Here is a 21,039-nt window from a genome sequence, read left to right as displayed (position 1 = left end):
TAGTCCACTGCATCAGGTGAAGGGCAGCCCCGCTCGACAGCGCCCCGGGCCGCATGCAGCGCCGCAAGGGCTCGCCATCGCCGTGCCATGGCGGCGCTTTGCACCTGGCCTGCGACCTGCACTGCCGCGCGGGTACGTTCTTGGGGGGCGCTTTCGCTCTCCCTGACGCAATGGACCAGAGCGTTCCGCGCTGCCGGCGAACGCCAATGAAAAAAGCCCCCTGCCAAGGGGGCTTCAAAAGGGCCTTGGAGCCTGCAGCCTGGCGGCGCCGAGGCACCGCCAGGCACGGCTAGGGGAGGGCTCTCCCTGCCGGCCCGCTTACTGCTCCAGCTTGATGTTCTGCACCTTGACCAGGTTCTTCATCTTCTCGAATTCCTTCTTGATCTCGGCCGCGTGCTGCGCCGGCGTGTTGCCGGACGGCTCGGCGCCGGCGGCGCGCAGGCGTTCCTGGAAGCCCTTGTCCTGCAGCGCCTTGACGGCGGCGTCATGCAGCTTGGCGATGACTTCGTCGGGCGTGCCGGCCGGTGCCACCAGGCCGTACCAGGCCGGATCGTTCGGCTCCTTCAGGCCGACTTCGGCGAAGGTCGGCACATCGGGCATGGTGTCGATGCGCTTGTTCCAGGCCACCACGATCGGGCGCAGCTTGCCGGCCTTGATGAAGGGCATGGAGGAGGGCAGGTTGTCCATCATGATGGGCACCTGGCCGGCGATCACGTCGTTCAGGGCCGGGCCGGCGCCGCGGTAGGGCACGTGCACGATGAAGGTCTTGGTCGCGACCTTGAACTGCTCGCCGAGCATATGGCCGAAGCCGCAGGTGCCGGACGAGGCGTAGGAATACTTGCCCGGATTGGCCTTCAGCACGGCCAGGAATTCCTTGTAGCTCTTGGCCGGGAAGTTCGGGTTGACGGCGATCACGTTGGCCACGTTGGCCAGGTTGGTGATGGGCTTGAAGTCCTTGATCGGGTCGAACGGCAGGCGCGGGTTGCAGGCGGGGTTGACCGCCATGGTCGACACGGTCGAGATGCCGATGGTGTAGCCGTCCGGCGCCGCCTTGGCGATCGCGTCGGCGCCGATCGAGCCGCCGCCGCCGGCGCGGTTCTCGACCACCACCGGCTGGCCCAGGATGCGGCTCATCTGGTCGGCCGCGCCGCGGCCGACGATGTCGGTGGTGCCGCCGGGTGCGAACGGGATGATGAGGCGGATCGGCTTGCTGGGGTAGCTCTGCGCCTGCGCGAAGGAAGCGCTGGCGGCCAGCGCCAGGGCCAGTGCGATGTTGCTGTGCTTGTGCATGAGATCGTGTCTCCCGTCTGAGGTCCGGGCCAGGGTCGGGCCCGGGGTGTGAAAACCGGCGTGCCGCGTGCGCAGGTGGCGGGTGGCGCGCCGGACCTTTTTCATGCGCCGTTCGGTGCCGCGGAGCTGAGGTCCTGAATCACAAATTCGTGGACTCAGTCAGCCGACAAGCCACGCGATGCGTCGTCACGAATGCTCGCAAGGCTCCAGCCTTGCTGCGTTTCGTTCCTGGCCTCGCACGTCTTCCCGACAGACTTAGTGCTTCCACGAATTCAAGACTCAGGACACTAGCCACCGAGCAGGCCGCGCTTGAGTTCGCGGTCGACCGGGTTGTTGCCCAGGTAGGTGCGCAGCACCGCCTGGTAGAAATCCTCGCCCGGGATCGGCCGGCCGCGCGGCGTGCCGTTGATGGCCACCACCATGCCGGTGTCCGGGGTGAAATCGATATCGATCACATCGCCCTTGTGGGCCGTGCCGATCAGGTTCATGGTGAGGCCGAACTGTGTCAGCCGGTCATGGATCTGCTGGCGCTGCGATTCGCTCAGGTTGATGCGCAGCCCCTTGTCGAGCGCCTTGATGAAGGTGTCGGGCTCGACTTCGCGCAGCGGGCGGATCTGCAGGCGCTTGGGCCCGCTGCCGCCCAGCACCATGGTGGCGTTGTGGACCTTCTCGGGCAGGTAGAGCGCGGCGACATAGCCCTTGTCGAGGAAGCCCGCGCGCAGGCCGGCACCATTGAGCTGCAGTGTCCTGCCGCCGACCCGGGCGGCGTCGTCCAGGCGCAGCCCCGCGATCATGCCGGCGCTTGCGCCGCTTGCCGCCAGGCACAGCAGCGCGGCCGCCGCGCATCGCGCGGCAAGCTGGCGGCGGCTGGCGCGCAGCGGCTTGGGAAGGGTGCTACCGGACGGCATTGCGGCAAGAAAGGTACGGCAAAGTGTGTCATGCTGCCGGAAATCTGGAACAATACCTATCCGTATCTGCCCTAGGGCGCACATTTCAGCAAGTGGCGTGCGCTCATCAGCCAAGGCCCGCCCCCCGGACCACAGCGGCCACACACGGCCCGACCAGAACAATAAAGACAAGAAGGCCGACATGTCCTCCGCCTTGCTGCTGTTGCCCGACTTCAGCCTGATCCTGATCGGATGGCTGCTGGTGCGCTATACCTCGTTCGACCGCGTGTTCTGGTCCGGCGTCGAGCGCCTGGTCTATTTCGTGCTGTTCCCGGCGCTTCTGCTGCAATCGACCAACAGTGCCCAGCTGGATTTCTCCTCCACCTCGGCCATGCTCGGCCTGGGGCTGCTGGTGATGGGTTTCGGCATGGCGGCCGGCTACGCGGTCAGGTGGGTGCTGCGCCCGGACCCGGTCGCCTTCGCCTCCGGCCTGCAGACCGCCTTCCGTTTCAATTCCTACATCGGCCTGGCCCTGGCTGCGCGCCTGGGCGGCGGCACCGGCCTGGCCATGATGGCCCTGCTGGTGGGCTTCACCGTGCCGCTGGCCAATGTGGTGGCGGTGTGGGCGCTGGCGCGCCATGGCGAATCGCGGCTGCTCGCCGAACTGGCGCGCAACCCGCTGATCCTGGCCACCGCGGCGGGGCTGGGCACCAACCTGCTGGGGCTGCACGCGCCGGAGGTGCTGGCGACCACCTTGAACCGGCTCGGCTCGGCCTCGACCGCGCTAGGCCTGATCACCGTCGGCGCGGGCCTGCAGCTGCGCGCCGCGAGCGGCTCGGTGGGCGCCATGACCTGGTGGACCGTGGTGAAGCTGGTCGCCATGCCGGCGTTTGCCTGGCTGGTCGGCCGCCACTTGCCGCTGACCCCCCTGCAACTGCAGATGGTGGTGCTGTACGCCTCGCTGCCGACCGCCTCGAGCTGCTACATCCTGGCAGTGCGCATGGGCGGTAACGGCCCGATGGTGGCGGCCACCATCTCGGCGATGACGGTCGGTGCCATCGTCACGATGCCGTTCTGGATGGCCTTGCTGGTCTAGTTGCCGCCGGGCCCGGCGGCCGCTGCGCGGTCCTGTGCCAGGGCCCAGTCGATGTGCTCGCGCACCAGCGGGCTGGCGCTGTCCCGGCGCGCCGCCAGGGCGGCGCGCAGGCGCGCGGCGAGGGCGGCATCGCCGCCTTCGGCCGCGCTCGCCGCGCGCAGGCTGTTGCCCAGTCCCACCGCCAGGTTGCGCAGCCAGCGCTCGTGGCCGATGCGGCGGATCGGGCTGCCCTCCAGCCGCTGGTTGAATTCCGCCTCGCTCCAGCCGAACAGTTCGGCCATGTCCGGGGCGTCGAAGCCATTGCGCACATCGAAGTCGGGCAGCGTGGCGCGCCGCGCGAACTTGTTCCAGGGGCAGGCCAGCTGGCAGTCGTCGCAGCCGTAGACGCGGTTGCCCATCGGCGCGCGCAGCGCCTCGGGGATCGCGCCCTTGTGCTCGATGGTCAGGTAGGAGATGCAGCGGCGCGCGTCGAGCCGGTAGGGTGCCAGGATGGCCTGGGTCGGGCAGATGTCCAGGCAGCGCCGGCACTGGCCGCAGTGACCGGGTTCCGGCGGGTCGGCCGGTAGCGCGATGTCGACCAGGATCTCGCCCAGGAAGAACATCGAACCGGCGGCGCGGTCGAGCAGCAGCGTATGCTTGCCGCGCCAGCCGAGCCCGCCGTTGCCGGCCAGCGCGACCTCCATCACCGGCGCCGAGTCGGTGAAGACGCGGTAGCCGAACGGCCCGATGGCCGCCTCGATGCGGCTGGCCAGCGCCTGCAGGCGGCTGCGCAGCACCTTGTGGTAGTCGCGTCCGCGCGCATACAGGGAAATCACCGCGGTGGCCGGGTCGTCCAGCCGCGCCAGCTCGCTGCGGCGCCAGCCGTCGCCGGTGCCGGCCGGCAGGTAGGGCATGCGGGCCACGATGGCGCGCACCGTGCCGGGCACCAGTTCGGCCGGCCGCGCGCGCCTGGTGCCGTGGTTCGCCATATAATCCATGTCGCCGTGAAAGCCCTGCGCCAGCCATTCCAGCAGCCCGGCTTCGGCATGGCTGAGGTCGACGTCGGCGATGCGCACCGCATCGAAGCCCAGCTCGGCACCCCAGCCGCGGATGGACTGGGCGAGCGCCGCCAGCCCGGCGGCGGGCACGGTTGCGGTGCCGTGGCCGTCACCGGTCCCGGCCGGCGCGCCGGCGGCGCGTGAAGAGGAGGCGGCTGGCGCTTCTGCGACTCGGTCGATCATCCCTGAATTGTACGCAATGCCCCTGCTCGAAGAACGCTCCCTGCCCCTGCCCGACGAGACGGCCACCGCCGCCCTCGGCGCCGCGCTCGCCCAGGCGGTGCGCATCCTGCCGCCCCAGGCCATCCATGTGCAACTGTCCGGCGACCTCGGCGCGGGCAAGACCACGCTGTCGCGCGCCATCCTGCGGGCGCTGGGCCATGCGGGCAAGGTGCGCAGTCCCACCTACACGCTGTGCGAGCCCTACCAGGTGGCGCGCGCCGACGGCTCGCCGCTGACGGTCTACCACTTCGACCTCTACCGCTTCGCCGACCCCGAGGAGTGGATCGACGCCGGTTTCCGCGACTGCTTCGCGGAGCCGGCCCTGAGCCTGGTCGAATGGCCGGAGAAGGCCGGCACCCTGCTCGGGGAACCAGACCTGCATCTGTTGCTTCAAACGGACACGGCCGCGGCCGATATCGCAGCCGAGGGGCGCATCGCCTTGCTGCGCGCCTATACTCCCACTGGACTGACCTTGCTGAACGCATGCTGATCAAGCGACTCGCCACCGACCGACCCGATGGACCAGACGGCCTGCTGCCGGCCCGCCGCAAATGGATGGCGCAATGCCTGAAGGCGGGCGCCGGCACGGTGGTGCTGACGCTGGCCGGCACGCAGATCGCGCGCGGCGCCGGCATCGTGGCGGTGCGGGTCTGGCCCGCCGAAGACTACACGCGCGTCACCATCGAATCCGATGCGCCGCTGGCGGCGGTGCACCAGATGGTGCGCAATCCGGATCGCCTGGTGGTGGACGTCGACGGCCTCGACCTCTCGCCCACGCTGCGCGAGCTGGTGGCCAAGGTCACCCCCAACGATCCCTATATCCAGAGCGTGCGCGTCGGCCAGAACCGCCCGCGCGTGGTCCGCCTGGTGTTCGACCTGAAGGAAGACGTCACGCCCCAGGTGTTCACGCTGGCGCCGATCGGCAATTACCGCAATCGCCTGGTGTTCGACCTCTACCCGGTCAATCCGCCCGACCCGCTGTGGAAGCTGGTGCGCGAAACCGAGGACAAGCAGCGGCGCTACGCCGAGGCGGCGCCCCCGCTGGCGGACGGCACGGCCGCCGCCGGCGCGGGCGGCCTGGGCAGCGCCGCCATCGCGGGTGCCCAGGGCGCGGGCGAGGAGGATGCCATCGGTGCCCTGGTGCGGCGCTTCGACGAGAAGGGCCCGGCCGGCACGACGGCACCGCCGCCGCTGCCGCCGATGGCCGCGGCCAGGCCGAGGCCCGCACCGGTCCCGGCACCCGAGCGTGCTCCGTCCGCGCCCGCGGCGCCGCCGCCGATGGCGCAGGCCAATATCCCCGCCGAGCGCCCGCTCAAGATGCGCCGCCTGCTGACGGTGGCCATCGACCCCGGCCACGGCGGCGAGGATCCTGGTGCGATCGGCGCGGCCGGCTCGCGCGAGAAGGACGTGGTGCTGCAGATCGCCAGCCGCCTGCGCGCCAAGATCGACGCCCAGCCCAATATGCGCGCGATGATGACGCGCGATGCCGATTTCTTCGTGCCGCTCAACGTGCGCGTGCAGAAGGCCCGCCGCGTGCAGGCCGACCTGTTCGTTTCCATCCACGCCGATGCCTTCCTGTCGCCGGAGGCGCGCGGTGCCTCGGTGTTCGCGCTGTCCGAGCGCGGTGCCTCGAGCAGCGCGGCGCGCTGGCTGGCCAACAAGGAAAACTCCGCCGACCTGATCGGCGGCGCCAATATGAGCAACAAGGATGCACAGGTCGCGCGCGTGCTGCTGGACCTGTCCACCACGGCGCAGATCAACGACAGCCTGCAGCTCGGCAAGTCCGTGCTGGGCGAGATCGGCGGCGTCAACCGGCTGCACAAGGGCAGCGTCGAGCAGGCCGCCTTCGCCGTGCTGAAGGCGCCGGACATCCCGTCCATCCTGGTCGAGACCGCCTTCATCAGCAATCCCGAGGAAGAGCGCAAGCTCAACGACGACAGCCACCAGGAACAGCTGGCCAACGCCATCCTGCGCGGCATCCGCAACTACTTCGCGCGCAATCCGCCGCTGTCCAAGAACCCTTCGGTCTGATGATCTGAGGCGCTGAAGCCCTGGGCCAATCCCAGGACACCGGCCGGCCGTGCGTGGCACAACAAAACAAGACGGGGCGCCCAAGGGCGCCCCGTCCTGCATGCGGCCGGGGCCGCGCGGGAGGGTCGGATTCAGGCGCGCACCGGCGCGGCACCCGGGTTCCTGGCCTCGTCACGGTTGGCGTAGCGCGAGGCGATCACCGAGCAGACGATCAGCTGCAGCTGGTGGTAGACCATCAGCGGCAGCACCAGCAGGCCCAGGGCGGGGTGCCCGGCGAACAGGATCTTGGCCATCGGGATGCCGTTGGCCAGGCTCTTCTTCGAGCCGCAGAACACCGCCGTGATCTCGTCCTCGACCGGGAAGCCCATGCGGCGCGCGGTGAAGGTGGTGGTGCACAGGATCACGAACAGCAGCACGGCGGCCAGGGCCATCACGCTGGCGATCATCTGCCAGTGGTACTTGTGCCAGAGGCCGGCGGCGGTGGCATCGCAGAACGAGGAGTAGACGATCAGCACGATCACGCCGCGGTCGATCTTGTTGGTGACCTGCTTCTTCTTGGCCAGCCAGTTGCCGATCAGCGGGCGCGCAACCTGGCCCAGCGCGAACGGCAGCAGCAGTTGCAGCGCCACGCCGAGCAGGGCCTTGCCCAGCGGCATCGAGGCGCCGCTGGCGCTGATCACCAGGCCCATCAGCAGCGGCGTCACCAGCATGCCGATCAGGCCGGAGATGGTCGCGTTGAAGATGGCGGCCGGCACGTTGCCGCGTGCCATCGAAGTCATCGCCACCGACGACGACACCGTGGACGGCAGCGCGCACAGGTAGAACACGCCGAGCAGCAGCTCGGGCGGCAGCACCTTGCGCAGACCGATCATCAGCGCCACGCCCACGATGGGGAAGACCACGAAGGTGAAGCTCTGCACGAACAGGTGCAGGCGCCAGTGGCGCGCCCCGGCAACCAGCTTGTCGCGCGACAGCGCCGCGCCGTGCAGGAAGAACACCAGTGCGACACCGAGGTTGGTGACCAGGCCGAGATGCAGCGGACCATCACCGGTGCCGATCTCCGGCGCCAGCAGGGCGATGCCGATCGCGGTCAGCATCACCAGGATGAAGCCGTCGATCAACGCATACAGTTTCTTGAAAGGAAAGAGCAGGGTGGACATGTGGGTGGGGCGGCTGAAGATGGCTAAGGACGGCTAAGAACCGCTAAAGAGAGGGAAAGACGGACTGGGTGGTATTGAACGCCATCGATGTCTAGAATGCAAATTCATTTATCGAATCCATTGATGCATTAACCGTATGAATTACACCCTCCGTCAATTGCGTGTTTTCCTCGCGGTGGCCGCGCATGGCAGCTTCAGCCGGGCCGCCGATGCGGTCGGCCTGACGCAGCCCGCCGTCAGCCGCGGCGTGGCGGAGCTGGAAGACGTGCTGGGCGTGCGCCTGCTCGACCGCACCACGCGGGAGGTGGTGCTGACCGAGGCAGGGCAGGCGCTGGTGCCGGCGCTGGAGCGCCTGCTGGAGCAGCTCGACGACACGCTGGAAGAAACGCGTCAGCTTGGCGAACGCTATCGCGGGCGTGTCGTGATAGCCAGCGCACCCACCATCTCGGCCAGGCTGATGCCGCTCTATGTGGCGGAATGTGCCCGGCGCTTCCCCGAGATCCGCCTGACGGTGCGCGACAACGTGCAGGCCGGCGGCCTCGAACAGATCCACGCCGGCGCGGTCGACTTCGGTGTGCTGGTCGACCCGCAGGCGCGCGAGGCGCTGACCATCGAGCCGCTGGCCACCGACCCCTTCTGCTTCGTCTGCCGCCGCGACCACCCGCTGGCGCAGCAGGCCACGGTGCCCTGGCGCGCGCTGGACGGCGTGCCGCTGGCCCTGCTCGACTTCGCCTCGGGCAGCCGGCCGCTGATCGACCGCATCCTGGCGCGGCACGGCGTGGTACCGCAAGTGGTGCAGGAGCTGGGCCACTCGGCGAGCGTGTTCGGCATGGTCGAGGCCGGTATCGGCGCCTCGGTGCTGCCTTCGCTGTCGCTGCCGCTGCCGGAGGCCTCGCCGCTGGTATGGCGGCCGCTGGTGCCGCGCGAGGAGCGCAGCATCGTGATGGTATGCCGCGAAGACCGCTCCTTGTCGCCCGCCGCCGCCGCGGTCTGGGACATGGTCCGTACCCTGCCGCTGCCGCAGGAGCCCGGCGCGGCGTGAGCCGTGCCGGGCCAGGCAGAGCGGAGGCCAGACGATGTCAGTCCTCGCTTACGTTTGCTCCGGTGCGGTGCTCAGCCCGGCTGGGCCGTGACCATCAACGCCTCCAGGGCGAAGCTGCCATCGGGCTGGACCCGATAGTGGCGGCTCACCTCGGCCGGCGCCAGCTGCCACAAGTGGCGGATCGCTTCGACGGCCACCGGCGCCGTGCGCATGCGCTTGACCCAGCTGTCGAACTCGATCTCGATGCGCCAGCCCGGCGACAGCGTGGCGGCGAAGCCGGCCTCGGCAAACATCTCCAGCCAGGCCGGGCCGGTGTAGTCGCGCACGTGCGAGGGATCGCGCAGCAGCTCGACCGACTGCAGCCAGGTGTCGCACAGCGGATCGGTCGAGCCGGCGATATCGATCAGCACCACCTTGCCGCCGGGGGCCAGCACGCGCCGCATCTCGCGCAGCGCGGCCGGCACGTCGCGCCAGTGGTGGGCGCTCATGCGCGAGATCACCGCATCGAAGGCGGCGTCGGCGAAGGGCAGCACCTCGGCCGCGCCGTGGCGCGTGCGGACATTGTCCAGGCCACGGTCGCGCGCGGCCTGCGCCACCACGCCCAGCATGTCCTCGGAGAGATCGTAAGCCGTCACTTCGGCGGCCACGGGCGCGGCGGCGAAGCTGGCATGGCCGGCGCCGCAGCCCAGGTCGAGCACGCGCGGACGCGCCAGCGTCGCCAGCGTCGCCAGCTCGGCGGCCAGGCGCGGCAGGTCCGGGCCCTGCGCATGGACCGTGCTGGTGAGGTAGGCGCTGGCGGTGGCGCCGAACTGGGAGGCGACGAGTTCTTGTTGTTGCATGGCGGATTCCTGGATGGGGTTGCTCGGCGTGGCGTCCCGGCCACGCTGCGGCCTTGCGCATCGCATGGCCTGGAGCTACTGTAGGCAGGCCCGTTTCCCGGGACAAGTCGTCAATTTATCCTGGTATAAGAATCACCAGCCTGCCATGTCCCCGCTGCCTTCCCACCCTGATGCCACAGGGTTCGATCCCGTGCCCGCCGCCGCCCCCGCCGCTGCCGGCGGCCTGCCCGGCACGCTCAGCCGTGAAGCCGCGCTCGGCGGCTTCCTGCGCGCCCACCGCGAGCGGCTGGCGCCGGCCGAGGTCGGCCTGCCGCCCGGGCGCCGGCGCCGCACGCCCGGCCTGCGGCGTGAAGAAGTAGCGCAGCTGGCCGGGCTCAGCGCGACCTGGGTGACCTGGCTGGAGCAGGGGCGTCCGGTGTCGTTGTCGGCGGGGGCGCTGGCCAGCCTCGCCGCGGCGCTGCGGCTGTCGCGCGCCGAACGGGCTTATCTGTTCGAACTGGCGGGGCGGCGGGATCCGCAGCTCGCCGGCGAGGAAGCGGCGCCGCCGGCGGTGCTCGCCAGCGTGCAGTCGATCGTGGGTCCTGCCTACGTTCTGGACCGGCAATGGAACGCGCTGGCCTGGAACGAGGCGGCGGCGGACCTGTTCGTCGGCTGGCTCGACGGCGCCTGCGGTGCCGACGGTGCCGACGGTGCCGACGGTGCCGGCACCGAGCGCAACCTGCTGCGCGCGATGTTCCTGTCGGCGCCGCTGCAGGCCCTGGTGGAGGACTGGCCGCACCGGGCAGCGCGCCTGGTGGCGGAGTTTCGTGCGCACAGCATCCGCTATGCCGGCGAAGCGCCGACGCGCGCGCTGGTCGAAGGCCTGCTGCGCGACAGCGCGGCCTTCCGTGCCGACTGGCTGTCGCAGGACGTGGAGGAGCGCCAGGGCGGGCGGCGCGGCTTCCGTCACCCGCGCCGCGGCCTGCTGCATTTCGAGCAGCTCACGCTGCTGCCGGCGGCGGCGCCGGGCCTGATGCTGGTGATGCTGCTGCCGGCCTGAGCCGGCCTGACCCGTTCCTGCCCGGAGGGTCCGGGGCAGGCACAGCCGGCGCTGCGGCGCCGCCTTACTTCGGCTGCATCCGGATCGCGCCGTCCAGGCGGATCACCTCGCCGTTGAGCATGGTGTTGTCGAGGATGGCGCGTGCCAGCTTGGCGTATTCGGCCGGGCGTCCCAGGCGCGGCGGGAAGGGTACCGAGCGCCCCAGCGCGTCCTGGACTTCCTGCGGCATGCCCAGCAGCATCGGCGTCTCGAAGATGCCGGGGGCGATGGTCATGCAGCGCACGCCGTCGCGCGACAGGTCGCGCGCGATGGCCAGGGTCATGGCCACCACGCCGCCCTTCGAGGCGGCATAAGCGGCCTGGCCGATCTGGCCGTCGAAGGCCGCCACCGAGGCCGTGTTGATGATCACGCCGCGCTCGCCTTCGGCGTTCGGTGCGTTCTGCACCATGGCGGCGGCGGCCAGGCGGATCATATTGAAGGTGCCGACCAGGTTGATGCGGATGGTCTTGTCGAACTGCTCGAGCGGGAGCGGGCCGTTCTTGCCCACGGTCTTGCCGGCGGTGGCGATGCCGGCGCAGTTGACCAGGCCGGCCAGCTTGCCCAATGCCAGGGCCGCCGCGACCACTGCCTGGCCATCGGCCTCGGAGGTGACGTCGCACTTGACGAAGCGGCCGCCGATCTCGGCCGCCAGCGCGCTGCCGGCGGCCTCGTTGAGGTCGGCGATCACGACTTTGCCGCCGGCTTCCGCCAGCATGCGGGCAGTACCGGCGCCCAGCCCGGAGGCGCCGCCGGTGACGATGAATGCGTTGTCGCGGATTTCCATTTGCTGTCTCTTCCTTTCGCTCTGGCGGCGGTTCGCCCGGCCGCTCGGTCCGTCGGATGTGCCGCACGCCGGGTCGGTGCCGGCGCGGCTTCTCGTCTGACGTTTACGTAAACGTCAATGCATCGGTATTGTACGGGGCGGCAGGCGCAGCGCAAGGGGGTGTCGCACGGGCACGGTGCGGGCGGCGACGAAAAAAAAGCGACCCTTGCGGGTCGCTTCGTTCGCGGCGGTGCCGGCTTACTTGAGGGCGTCGAAGGCGCGCGCGGTGATGTCTTCCACGCTGCCCAGGCCCAGGATCTTGCGGTACTGCGGCGGAGCCACCTTGGCGGCGGCGTCGCCCTTGGCGGCCCAGTCCGAGTAATAGTCCACCAGCGGGCGGGTCTGCTGCGAATAGACGTCGAGGCGCTTGCGCACCGTGTCTTCCTTGTCGTCGTCGCGCTGGATCAGGGCCTCGCCGGTCTCGTCGTCGACGTTGTCGACCTTGGGCGGGTTGTACTTGACGTGGTAGGTCCGGCCCGAGGCCACGTGCACGCGGCGGCCGCTCATGCGCTCGATGATGGCGTCGAAGGGGACGTCGATCTCCAGCACGTAGTCGATCGCCACGCCGGCTTCCTTCATGGCCTCGGCCTGGGGAATGGTGCGCGGGAAGCCGTCGAACAGGTACCCGTTCTTGCAGTCGTCTGCCTGCAGGCGATCCTTGACCAGGCCGATGATGATGTCGTCCGACACCAGGCCGCCCGCATCCATCACCTTCTTGGCCGCCACGCCCAGCGGCGTGCCTGCCTTCACTGCGGCGCGCAGCATGTCACCGGTGGAGATCTGCGGGATGCCGAACTTCTCGCAGATGAACTTGGCTTGCGTGCCTTTGCCGGCGCCGGGCGCGCCCAACAGGATCAAACGCATTTACGGGTCCTCAGAGTTTTGAATCTGGTCAGGCGGGGGGAACAAGACGGAGGGTAGCGCCTGAACTTGACGCAGGGCTTACCGCGGGGCTGTTGCCGCGGGCCGCATCGGGTTCAGGTCAGGTGACGGTCGGTACGCCCGCGGCCCGCCGCAAGGGCAGGGGCCGGCGCCGCCGAACGGGCTCGATCTCTATCTCCCCACCGAGCCTTGTCCGGTCGCTCCCGGCGGCCGGCGGCTCTGTATGGTCAAGCATTATGCCACGAGGGCGCGGGAAATCGGCCTGCCGGCGGGAGTTAAGCTGTATTGACAGCAATGTTCCCGCTTGACAGGGCCCCGGCCCGCCAGGAATTTGCGCGCCCCCCGGGCGCTCAGGGCCCTTCCTGGGCCATGGCCTCGGCCCACAGCGCGCGCACGCGTTCCAGGTCGGCCCGGGTGTCGACGCCGGGCGCCGGGGCCGCGTCGGTCTGCAGCACGCCGATACGCTCGCCGTGCCACATGGCGCGCAACTGCTCCAGCGCCTCGGTCTGCTCGACCGGTGCCGCCGCCAGCGCCGGAAAGCGGCGCAGGAAACCGGCCCGGTAGGCGTACAGGCCGATATGGCGCAGCACCGGCATGGCCGGCAGCGGCACCTGGGCGCCGGCCGCCGGCTGGCTGGGCACCTGGCTCCAGGCATCACGTGCCCAGGGGATGGGCGCGCGCGAGAAGTACAGTGCGCGGTCGGCGGCATCGCACACCACCTTGACCACGTTCGGGTTGAAGACTTCGGCCACCTCGTGCAGCGGATGCGCGGCGGTACTGATGGCGCAGTCGGGATGCGCCGCCAGGTGCAGGGCCACTTCGTCGATCAGTTGCGGTGCGATCAGCGGCTCGTCGCCCTGCACGTTGACCACGATGGCATCGTCGGGCAGGCCCAGCAGGCCGACCACCTCGGCCAGCCGGTCGGTGCCGGTGGCATGGTCGGCGCGTGTCAGCAGCGCCTCCACGCCGTGCGCCGCGCAGGCCTGCAGCACGCTGTCGGCGTCGGTGGCCACCACCGTGCGGTGCGCCGACGACGCATGGGCGCGCTCGGCCACCCGCACCACCATCGGCTTGCCGCCGATGTCGGCCAGCGGCTTGTCGGGCAGCCGCGTGGACGCCAGCCGCGCCGGGATCACCACGGTGAAGGCGGGGATGCTCATGGCCGCACGCTCACTCGGGGTTGACCACGCGGCCGGGCACGGTCTGGCGTGCCTCGTCGGCCAGCATGACGGGGATGCCGTCGCGGATCGGGTAGGCCAGCTTGTCGGCGTGGCAGATCAGTTCCTGGGCGGCGCGGTCGTATTCGAGCTTGCCCTTGCACAGGGGGCAGACCAGGATTTCAAGCAGCCGGTTGTCCATCTCGGTGTTCCTTGGTGAGGCTTCCCGCCGCCGCTGCGGCCGCGGCGGCAGCCGGTGCGGCTGCCTGCGCGCGCGCCGCCACGGCGCCGCGGATCTTGTCGATCAGGCCCGCATCGATCACGGGCGTGGTGGGGACGACCCAGATGCGCGGGTCGTCGAAGCGCTCGCATTTTACGGCATCCTTCTCGGTGATCAGGATGGCATCGGCGCTGCGCGCGGCTTCGTCGTCGGCAAAGGGGTCGATGGCGAAGTCATAGTGGTCGGGCAGCGGCAGCGTGGCGGGCGCGAGGCCGGCCGCGCGCAGGCTGGCGAAGAAGCGTTCCGGATTGCCGATGCCCGCCGCAGCCAGCACGCGCTGCCCGGCGAAACCGGAGAGCGGGCGGGCCATGGCCGGGTCGACCAGCTGCCAGGCGTCGCCGGGCTCCAGCCGCATGCCGTAGACATCGGGGCGGTCCGGCGAAGCGCGGAAATCCGGGTCGTTGATCAGGGTGGCGTCACGCCGGCGCGACAGCGGTTCGCGCAGCGGGCCGGCCGGCAGCAGCAAGCCGTTGCCACCCATGCGGGTGTCGAACATGACGATCTCGAAGTCGCGCTGCAGGCGGTAGTGCTGCAGGCCGTCGTCGAGCAGCAGCACGTTGACGCCGGGGTGGCGTACCAGCAGCGTCTGCGCGCAGGCGGCGCGGTCGGGGAAGACCCAGACCGGCACGTCGGTGCTGCGCGCGATCAGCAGCGGCTCGTCGCCGACGTCGGCGGCCCGGGAGCTGGCGCTGACGCGGCGCGGCCGCTCCAGCTTGACGCCGTAGCCGCGCGAGACCACGCCGGGACGCAGCCCGGCTTCCTGCAGTGCCTGCGCCAGGGCGATCACCGCGGGGGTCTTGCCGGTGCCGCCCACGGTCACGTTGCCGACCACCACCACCGGCACCGGCAGCCGCGTCGAGCGCAGCCAGCCGCGCCGGAAGGCCAGCCGCCGCGCGGCGCTGATGGCGCCGAACAGCAGCGACAGGGGCCACATCAGCCAGGCGAAGCCGCCACGGCGCTGCCACTGGGCGGTGACGAAGTCAGCGAGATGGTGGCGTGGAACGGGCATGGTGCGGAGGGCTCGTGGGTGGAAGGGCGGATGGCAAGGCAGGTGGAACCGGCCCGCCCTGCCATGGCAAGGGCTCCGGCGCCGGCGCCGGCAGGCGGCCGGCACGGCGGCTCCAATCATTATGGGCATTGCGCAGCGCATGCTGCAAGCCCGCGGCCGGCGGGTCTCAGCGCGGCTGCTGGCTCTGCGTGGCGAAGGTCAGGCGCGGCAGGCCGGCCAGGCGCGCTGCCTCCAGCACATTGATGACAGCCTGGTGGGTGGCCTGCGCATCGGCGTTGACGACCACCACCGGCGGCTGGCCGCCGTTGTCCGGGCCGGCCGCACTGCGCAGGTGGTCGGCCAGGCTGGTGACATCCTTGAACTCCAGGATTTCCTTGTTGACCGCGTAGACGCCGCGCGCGGAAACCGAGACCAGGATCTCGGCCGGGCGCTGCCGGGTGCGTTCGGCATCGGCGGTGGGCAGCTGGATCTGCAGCTCGCTGAAGCGCGAATAGGTGGTCGTGATCATCAGGAAGATCAGGATCACGAGCAGCACGTCGATGAGCGGGATCAGATTGATCTCCGGCTCCTCGCGCCGCTGGCGGGAACGGAAGCGCATGATGGCGGATATCCGGGGCAGGCGGGGCGGGTGGGGCGGCCGTCAGCCGCGCCGCGGCGGCAGGATCGCGTCGAGGAAGGAGGCGGCGCGGAATTCCAGCTCGGCCACGTAGTCGTCGACGCGGCGGCGGAAGAAGCGCCAGAAGATCAGCGCGGGGATCGCCACGATCAGCCCGAGCGCGGTGTTGTAGAGCGCCACCGAGATGCCGTGCGCGAGTTGCTCGGGGTTGGTGCCGGTGCCGCCCTGGCTGCCGAAGATCTCGATCATGCCGATCACCGTGCCGAGCAGTCCCATCAGCGGGGCGACCGAGGCGATGGTGCCGAGCGCGTTCAGGTAGCGCTCCAGCTCGTGGGCCACTGCCCGGCCGGCTTCCTCGACCACCTCCTTGGCGGCATCGCGCGTGGTGTGCGGCTGCAGCGCCACATGGCGCAGGCCCGCGGCCAGTACGCGGCCGAGCGGCGAACCCTGTTCCAGGGCATTGACCGCCTCCGGCGTGGCGCGCCGCTGCTGCGCCACCGCCAGGGCTTCGTCATAAAGCCTGGGCGGCAGCACCTTGCTGCGCTGGAGGCTCAGGAAGCGCTCGACGATGAGCGCCAGCGCCAGCACCGAGGCCAGTAACAACGGCCAGATCGGCCAGCCGGCCGCTTGAATGATGGAAAACACGTGGAACCCCGGAATCGACTGCAGCATGGCGCCGGCTCCCAAGTCCTGCGCCGGCTGTTATCAAAAAAATCAGGCGCCACTCTAACGCGCGCCCGGATGGTGGGCAAGCCGCCGCGGCGCAGTGTCGGGCCGGCGCATCGCCGCGCGCGGCGCGCTTTCCACACGGGACAGGGACAGTCTTGTGGACGGATTGTGGAAAGCGCCCGGACAAGAGCGCTAAGTCATTGATGCCAAAGGGAAGAGGAATCTCTGCTTAAAAAATAGGCAGGCGCCTTCCCGATGCCGCCCGGGATGGCGGCATGGGCCTTTTCGCCCATCGCGGACCGCTGGCGGCAGCGCGGACGTGCCTGCCGGTGCCGTCAGGCGCCGATTTCCACATGGAAGCGGGACAGTGCTGTGGATCGGTTGTGGAAAGACTTCGGAGAAATAGCCTAAGCCTTTGATTGGAAAGAGTTTGTTTCATCCTGCCTAAATAATGGGCAGTAGCCGGCGCATCGGCGGCAAGACGATGCCCCGCGACGGCCTGCCGTACTTTCCACATCGCTCAGGGACAGTCCTGTGGAGCGGTTGTGGATAAGTTGGGGAGCGGAAACGTAAACCGTTGATTCCCAAGGCGGAAGCCCCTCCCGCTCAAAAATTGGGCAGTGCCTGCCGCGCCGCCCTCGGGGCCGGTCCGGATGCCGCAGCGATTCCCGTCGCCGGCCAGCAAGACGCTTTGAGGTATGTTTTGCGGCACTTGTTTGCCGATCCCCGGGCTGCGTCTCAGGGTTTTCCAGAGATACTGTGGATAACTTTGTGAACAAGCCTTGGGCGCGGCCGGTAAGTCGTTGACGCGTAAGGAATTTGCTTAACTTGCCTAATTTTTGGCTTGGGCGAATCCTCATAAGAATCAAGGGCTTGTCGAGTATCCCGCGGGTTTGCGGGAGATGCTGTCATATTTCGGTAGCCTACTTGACAGACCCGTTATGCTGTGGACATGTCCACTTCCAGCCGCTTGACAGGCCCCGAGCATGACCGATTTCCAGAACTTCCAGCGTGAAACGCGATCTCCCGCACCGGCCGGCGGACGCGAGGTGATCCCGGTCGGGGAGCTCAACCATGCCATCGCCTCGCTGCTGGAACGCAGCTTTCCCCTGGCCTGGGTGCGCGGCGAAATCTCCAACTTCACGCGGGCCGCGAGCGGCCACTGGTATTTCTCGCTGAAGGATGCACGCGCGCAGATCCGCTGCGTTATGTTCCGCGGCCGCAACCAGCATGTCGATTTCGCTCCGCGCGAGGGCGAGGCGGTCGAAGTGCGGGCCCTGGTCTCGATGTACGAGGCGCGTGGCGAGGTCCAGCTCAATGTGGAGGCGATGCGCCGCGCCGGCGTCGGCAACCTGTACGAGGCGTTCCTGCGCCTGAAGGAAAAGCTGGCGGCGCAAGGACTGTTCGATCCCGCGCGCAAGCGCGAACTGCCCGCCCACCCGCGCACCATCGGCGTGGTCACTTCGCTGCAGGCGGCGGCGCTGCGCGACGTGCTGACCACGCTGCGCCGGCGTGCGCCGCACGTGCCGGTGGTGGTCTACCCGGTGCCGGTGCAGGGCGCGGGAGCGGCCGAGAAGATCGCCGCCATGCTCGAACTGGCCGGCCGCCGGGCCGAGTGCGACGTGCTGATCCTGTGCCGTGGCGGCGGCAGCATCGAAGACCTGTGGTCTTTCAACGAAGAGGTGGTGGCGCGCGCGGTGGCGGCCAGCCCGGTGCCGGTGGTATCGGGCGTGGGGCACGAGACCGACTTCACCATTGCCGACTTCGTCGCCGACGTGCGCGCGCCGACGCCGACCGCCGCGGCCGAGCTGGTGAGTCCGGACCGCGCCCAGCTGCTGCGGCAGGCCGCGCGCGAGCGCGAGCGCCTCGTGCGCGCCATGCGCGCGGCCATGGACCGCCGTGCCCAGCACCTCGACTGGCAGGCGCGCCGCCTGCGCAGCCCGCAGGCGCAACTGCAGGAACACCGCGCCCGCGTCGACAACCTGGCGCGCCACCTGCGGGCCGCCCTGCAGAGCGGGCTGGTCGCGCGCCGCCACCGCCAGCAGCTGCTCGGCATGCGCTGGGCGGCGGCCCGTCCCGACGTGGCGCCGGCGCGCGCCGAGCTCGGCCGCCTCGCGCTGCGCCTGCAGGCCGCCGCCGCGCGCGGGCAGGAGCGGGCCGCGCAGCGCCTGCACCGCGCCGCCGGCGCGCTTGAGCTGCTGGCGCCGCAGCGCACGCTCGAGCGCGGCTATGCAGTGCTGCTCGATGCGCGCGGCAAGGCCTTGCGCGCACCCTCCGAATTGCGCGCCGGCAGCGTGGTGGAGGCCCACCTGGCGGAGGGCGTGGCCGATCTCGCCATCGCCAGCGTGCAGCCCAAGCTGTCCGACTTCTGAGGCGCGGCGGGGCGATCCGGAATGAAGGGGATAGGGACGCAGGGGCATTGCCGGGTGCGTTTGCGCGGGTCTGGCAAGTCCCCTACAATCTTTTATTCCTGACCCACAACCCGCAGAGACAGAACAATGGAACATACTCTCCCCCCGCTTCCCTACGCACATGATGCGCTCGCTCCGCACATCTCGAAGGAGACCCTGGAGTTCCATCATGACAAGCATCACCAGACCTACGTCACGAACCTGAATAACCTGATCAAGGGCACCGAGTTCGAGAACGCCACGCTGGAAGAGATCGTCAAGAAGTCGTCCGGCGGTATCTTCAACAACGCCGCCCAGGTCTGGAACCACACCTTCTATTTCAACGGCCTGTCGCCCAAGGGCGGCGGCGCTCCGGCCGGCGCGCTGGCCGACGCCATCAACGCCAAGTGGGGCAGCTTCGACAAGTTCAAGGAAGAGTTCACCAAGACCGCCGTGGGCACCTTCGGTTCGGGCTGGGCCTGGCTGGTCAAGAAGGCCGACGGTTCGCTGGACCTGGTCTCGACCTCGAACGCCGCCACCCCGCTGACCACCGACGCCAAGCCGCTGCTGACCTGCGACGTGTGGGAACACGCCTACTACATCGACTACCGCAATGCCCGTCCGAAGTACGTCGAGGCATTCTGGAACCTGGTCAACTGGGAATTCGTCGGCCAGAACTTCGCCGGCTGATTGCCGCCGGTGTCTCACGGGCCGCCAGCGGCCCGCGAGACACGTGCATGACAATCCTTGGCAATGCCGTCTGCCTTACCTGACGGCTGCCTGTCCGAGAGGCTGTTCACGCCCTCGGCAAAACAGCGCATCGAAGCCCCGGAGATTCCGGGGCTTTTTGTTTGTGCTCCGGCACGCTCCGGGGCCTGCCGTGGCTGAGGTCGCAGTTTGACTGCAGGCGCGCATCTTCCGGTATCTCCATTCGATTGTCTCCAGAAGTCCGTCGATCTGCGCAGAAGCTGCCGGGGGCAGGCGCTGGCCGGCCGCGGCGGCCTGGATCACCCCGTCGGCTTCGTCTCTATGCTCGCGTGCTGGACCACACCGACGGCTTCGCCATGCGTGGCACCTTGCTGAACCACCCCTCTCCCCCACCTTCTCCCCGTGCGGGGAGAGGGAGCCAAGACCTCGTGCTTGGCGATTGGTGTTGGCGCATCGCGTCGTCCCGACTTGCGGCGCAATTCAATTGAGCTTGACCACAGTTGATTTCTAGAATCGTCGCAGGCTGATAAACGGAGGGACACCGTGCGACGAGCAGTGAGAGAAGCCGCTGGCCAGCGCCGCGCCGGCGGCGCACACCGGGATAGCGGTTCGACGCGGGGTGCCAGATGACCGGCGCCATGGAGCAGATGGCCCTGGCCGGCATCCGGGTACTGGATCTGTCACGGATCCTCGCGGGCCCGAGCGCGACGCAGCTGCTGGGCGATCTCGGTGCCGATGTCGTCAAGGTGGAGCGGCCCGGCGAGGGCGATGACACGCGCAAGTGGGGCCCGCCCTATATCCAGGATGCGAACGGCAACCCGACCGACGAGAGCGCCTACTACCTGAGCGCCAACCGCAACAAGCGCTCGATCGCGCTGGACCTGGCGTGCGACGAGGACCAGGCCCTGATCCACCGCTTGCTGGAGCGCGCGGACGTCCTGGTGGAGAACTACAAGGTCGGCGGCCTCGCCCGCTACGGCCTGTCCTACGAGCAGCTCAGGGAGCGGTATCCCAGGCTGGTCTATTGCTCCATCACCGGCTTCGGCCAGACGGGGCCCTATGCGGAGCGGCCCGGCTACGATTTCCTGATCCAGGGCATGGGCGGCATCATGAGCCTGACAGGCGAGCCCGAGGGGCAGCCGATGAAGGTCGGTGTCGGTATTGCGGATGTGATGACGGGAATGTATGCGGCGGTCGGGATCCTGGCAGCGCTGCATCATCGGAACCAGCATGGCGAAGGCCAGCATATCGACATCTCCCTGCTCGATGCGCAGATCGCCTGGCTGGTCAACGGCGCCACCAACTACCTGGCCGACGGGAAGCTGCCGCGGCGCCTGGGCAACGGCCATCCGAACATCGTTCCCTACCAGGTCTTCGACACCGCCGATGCGCCGATGGTCCTTGCCGTGGGCAACGATGCGCAGTTCGAGCGCTTCTGCCGCGTAGCCGACCTGGTGCCGCTGACGTGCGATGCCAGGTTCAGCACCAATCCGGCGCGCGTCGCGCATCGGGAGGCGCTGTGCGAGCGGGTCGCCGCCGCGCTGGGCCGGCGCGGGCGGGCCGACTGGCTGGCGGCGCTGGAAGCGGCCGGCGTGCCGTGCGGCCCCGTGAACAACCTCGAGGAAGTCTTCGGCGATCCCCATGTCAAGGCACGCGGGGCCGAGGTCCGGGTGCCGTGCGAGTGGGCCGGCGATGGACATGTCAGGCTGCTGGCCAACCCGCTGAAGCTGTCGCGCACACCGGCGACCTACCGCAGGCCGCCGCCGCGCCTGGACGAGCATCGCCGCGCGATCCTGAGCGACTGGCTGCCTGACTGACACGAA

General features: G+C 69.4%; 20 protein-coding genes. 8 read left to right on the top strand and 12 right to left on the bottom strand.

What is annotated here, in order from left to right:
* Window positions 1-318: 318 nt before the first annotated feature.
* Complete coding sequence (locus BKK79_RS07350) at window positions 319-1,290, bottom strand: tripartite tricarboxylate transporter substrate binding protein BugE (protein WP_071011268.1); 972 nt, start codon at window positions 1,288-1,290, stop codon at window positions 319-321.
* Between the two features lie 287 nt (window positions 1,291-1,577).
* Entirely contained in the window at window positions 1,578-2,198 is a 621-nt protein-coding gene (locus BKK79_RS07345) for a chalcone isomerase family protein (protein ID WP_071037454.1), read from the bottom strand.
* 181 nt (window positions 2,199-2,379) lie between these two features.
* Between BKK79_RS07345 and BKK79_RS07340 the strand changes: the two genes are divergently transcribed.
* Complete coding sequence (locus tag BKK79_RS07340) at window positions 2,380-3,273, top strand: AEC family transporter (RefSeq protein ID WP_071011271.1); 894 nt, start codon at window positions 2,380-2,382, stop codon at window positions 3,271-3,273.
* Here BKK79_RS07340 and queG read toward each other — a convergent pair.
* A complete protein-coding gene (gene queG, locus BKK79_RS07335) occupies window positions 3,270-4,493 on the bottom strand; it encodes a tRNA epoxyqueuosine(34) reductase QueG (RefSeq protein WP_071037453.1) in 1,224 nt (407 codons plus the stop codon). The two genes, BKK79_RS07340 and queG, sit on opposite strands and share 4 nt — an antisense overlap.
* A gap of 16 nt (window positions 4,494-4,509) precedes the next feature.
* On the opposite strand from queG, the gene tsaE reads away from it, so the two are divergent.
* Together tsaE and BKK79_RS07325 are read left to right on the top strand one after the other, a co-directional pair.
* On the top strand, window positions 4,510-5,022 hold the full coding sequence (tsaE, locus tag BKK79_RS07330) for a tRNA (adenosine(37)-N6)-threonylcarbamoyltransferase complex ATPase subunit type 1 TsaE (RefSeq protein ID WP_071011274.1): 513 nt from the start codon (window positions 4,510-4,512) through the stop codon (window positions 5,020-5,022).
* Complete coding sequence (locus BKK79_RS07325) at window positions 5,016-6,563, top strand: N-acetylmuramoyl-L-alanine amidase (protein WP_071011276.1); 1,548 nt, start codon at window positions 5,016-5,018, stop codon at window positions 6,561-6,563. The genes tsaE and BKK79_RS07325 overlap by 7 nt, the downstream gene beginning before the upstream one ends.
* 131 nt (window positions 6,564-6,694) lie before the next feature.
* On the opposite strand, the gene BKK79_RS07320 is transcribed toward BKK79_RS07325, so the two are convergent.
* Window positions 6,695-7,723 carry a bile acid:sodium symporter family protein gene (locus BKK79_RS07320; protein WP_071011277.1) on the bottom strand — a complete coding sequence of 343 codons (1,029 nt, stop codon included), beginning with the start codon at window positions 7,721-7,723 and terminating at the stop codon, window positions 6,695-6,697.
* Window positions 7,724-7,859: 136 nt separating this feature from the next.
* On the opposite strand from BKK79_RS07320, the gene BKK79_RS07315 reads away from it, so the two are divergent.
* Complete coding sequence (locus tag BKK79_RS07315) at window positions 7,860-8,765, top strand: LysR family transcriptional regulator (RefSeq protein ID WP_071011278.1); 906 nt, start codon at window positions 7,860-7,862, stop codon at window positions 8,763-8,765.
* 71 nt (window positions 8,766-8,836) lie between these two features.
* Here the strand turns inward: BKK79_RS07315 and BKK79_RS07310 are convergent, their stop codons facing one another.
* On the bottom strand, window positions 8,837-9,604 hold the full coding sequence (locus BKK79_RS07310; protein ID WP_071037452.1) for a class I SAM-dependent methyltransferase: 768 nt from the start codon (window positions 9,602-9,604) through the stop codon (window positions 8,837-8,839).
* A 145-nt stretch (window positions 9,605-9,749) separates the two neighbouring features.
* Here BKK79_RS07310 and BKK79_RS07305 point away from each other — a divergent pair, with 145 nt between their 5' ends.
* A complete protein-coding gene (locus BKK79_RS07305; protein WP_084084583.1) occupies window positions 9,750-10,643 on the top strand; it encodes an MmyB family transcriptional regulator in 894 nt (297 codons plus the stop codon).
* Window positions 10,644-10,707: 64 nt separating this feature from the next.
* On the opposite strand, the gene BKK79_RS07300 is transcribed toward BKK79_RS07305, so the two are convergent.
* The 7 genes from BKK79_RS07300 to BKK79_RS07270 all read right to left on the bottom strand — a co-directional run bounded on the left by BKK79_RS07300 (window position 10,708) and on the right by BKK79_RS07270 (window position 16,094).
* A complete protein-coding gene (locus BKK79_RS07300; protein WP_071011280.1) occupies window positions 10,708-11,466 on the bottom strand; it encodes a 3-hydroxyacyl-CoA dehydrogenase in 759 nt (252 codons plus the stop codon).
* Window positions 11,467-11,703: 237 nt separating this feature from the next.
* Window positions 11,704-12,369 (bottom strand): adenylate kinase, encoded by a 666-nt coding sequence (gene adk, locus BKK79_RS07295; protein WP_071011281.1) that lies wholly within the window; start codon window positions 12,367-12,369, stop codon window positions 11,704-11,706.
* A 368-nt stretch (window positions 12,370-12,737) separates the two neighbouring features.
* Entirely contained in the window at window positions 12,738-13,547 is an 810-nt protein-coding gene (kdsB, locus tag BKK79_RS07290) for a 3-deoxy-manno-octulosonate cytidylyltransferase (protein WP_071037451.1), read from the bottom strand.
* Window positions 13,548-13,557: 10 nt separating this feature from the next.
* On the bottom strand, window positions 13,558-13,746 hold the full coding sequence (locus BKK79_RS07285) for a Trm112 family protein (RefSeq protein WP_071011283.1): 189 nt from the start codon (window positions 13,744-13,746) through the stop codon (window positions 13,558-13,560).
* Window positions 13,727-14,833: a tetraacyldisaccharide 4'-kinase gene (gene lpxK / locus BKK79_RS07280; protein ID WP_071011284.1), complete on the bottom strand. Its 1,107-nt coding sequence runs from the start codon at window positions 14,831-14,833 to the stop codon at window positions 13,727-13,729. The genes BKK79_RS07285 and lpxK overlap by 20 nt, the downstream gene beginning before the upstream one ends.
* 166 nt (window positions 14,834-14,999) lie before the next feature.
* Window positions 15,000-15,431, bottom strand: coding sequence for an ExbD/TolR family protein (locus BKK79_RS07275; RefSeq protein WP_071011285.1), 432 nt, complete (start codon window positions 15,429-15,431; stop codon window positions 15,000-15,002).
* 42 nt (window positions 15,432-15,473) lie between these two features.
* Window positions 15,474-16,094, bottom strand: coding sequence for a MotA/TolQ/ExbB proton channel family protein (locus BKK79_RS07270; protein WP_071016100.1), 621 nt, complete (start codon window positions 16,092-16,094; stop codon window positions 15,474-15,476).
* 1,010 nt (window positions 16,095-17,104) lie between these two features.
* On the opposite strand from BKK79_RS07270, the gene xseA reads away from it, so the two are divergent.
* The 3 genes from xseA (at window position 17,105) to BKK79_RS07255 (ending at window position 21,033) form a co-directional block, all read left to right on the top strand.
* Window positions 17,105-18,490 carry an exodeoxyribonuclease VII large subunit gene (xseA, locus tag BKK79_RS07265; RefSeq protein ID WP_071011286.1) on the top strand — a complete coding sequence of 462 codons (1,386 nt, stop codon included), beginning with the start codon at window positions 17,105-17,107 and terminating at the stop codon, window positions 18,488-18,490.
* A 126-nt stretch (window positions 18,491-18,616) separates the two neighbouring features.
* The gene (gene sodB / locus BKK79_RS07260; RefSeq protein ID WP_071011287.1) at window positions 18,617-19,198 is read left to right on the top strand and encodes a superoxide dismutase [Fe]; all 582 of its coding nucleotides are present in this window, start codon (window positions 18,617-18,619) and stop codon (window positions 19,196-19,198) included.
* 644 nt (window positions 19,199-19,842) lie between these two features.
* Window positions 19,843-21,033 carry a CaiB/BaiF CoA transferase family protein gene (locus BKK79_RS07255; RefSeq protein WP_071037450.1) on the top strand — a complete coding sequence of 397 codons (1,191 nt, stop codon included), beginning with the start codon at window positions 19,843-19,845 and terminating at the stop codon, window positions 21,031-21,033.
* The last annotated feature ends 6 nt before the right edge of the window (window positions 21,034-21,039 follow it).

The organism is Cupriavidus sp. USMAA2-4 (assembly GCF_001854305.1).
GTDB lineage: Bacteria > Pseudomonadota > Gammaproteobacteria > Burkholderiales > Burkholderiaceae > Cupriavidus > Cupriavidus malaysiensis.
Note: the sequence above shows the minus strand (reverse complement) of the source record. Positions and strands in the feature narration are given on the sequence as shown.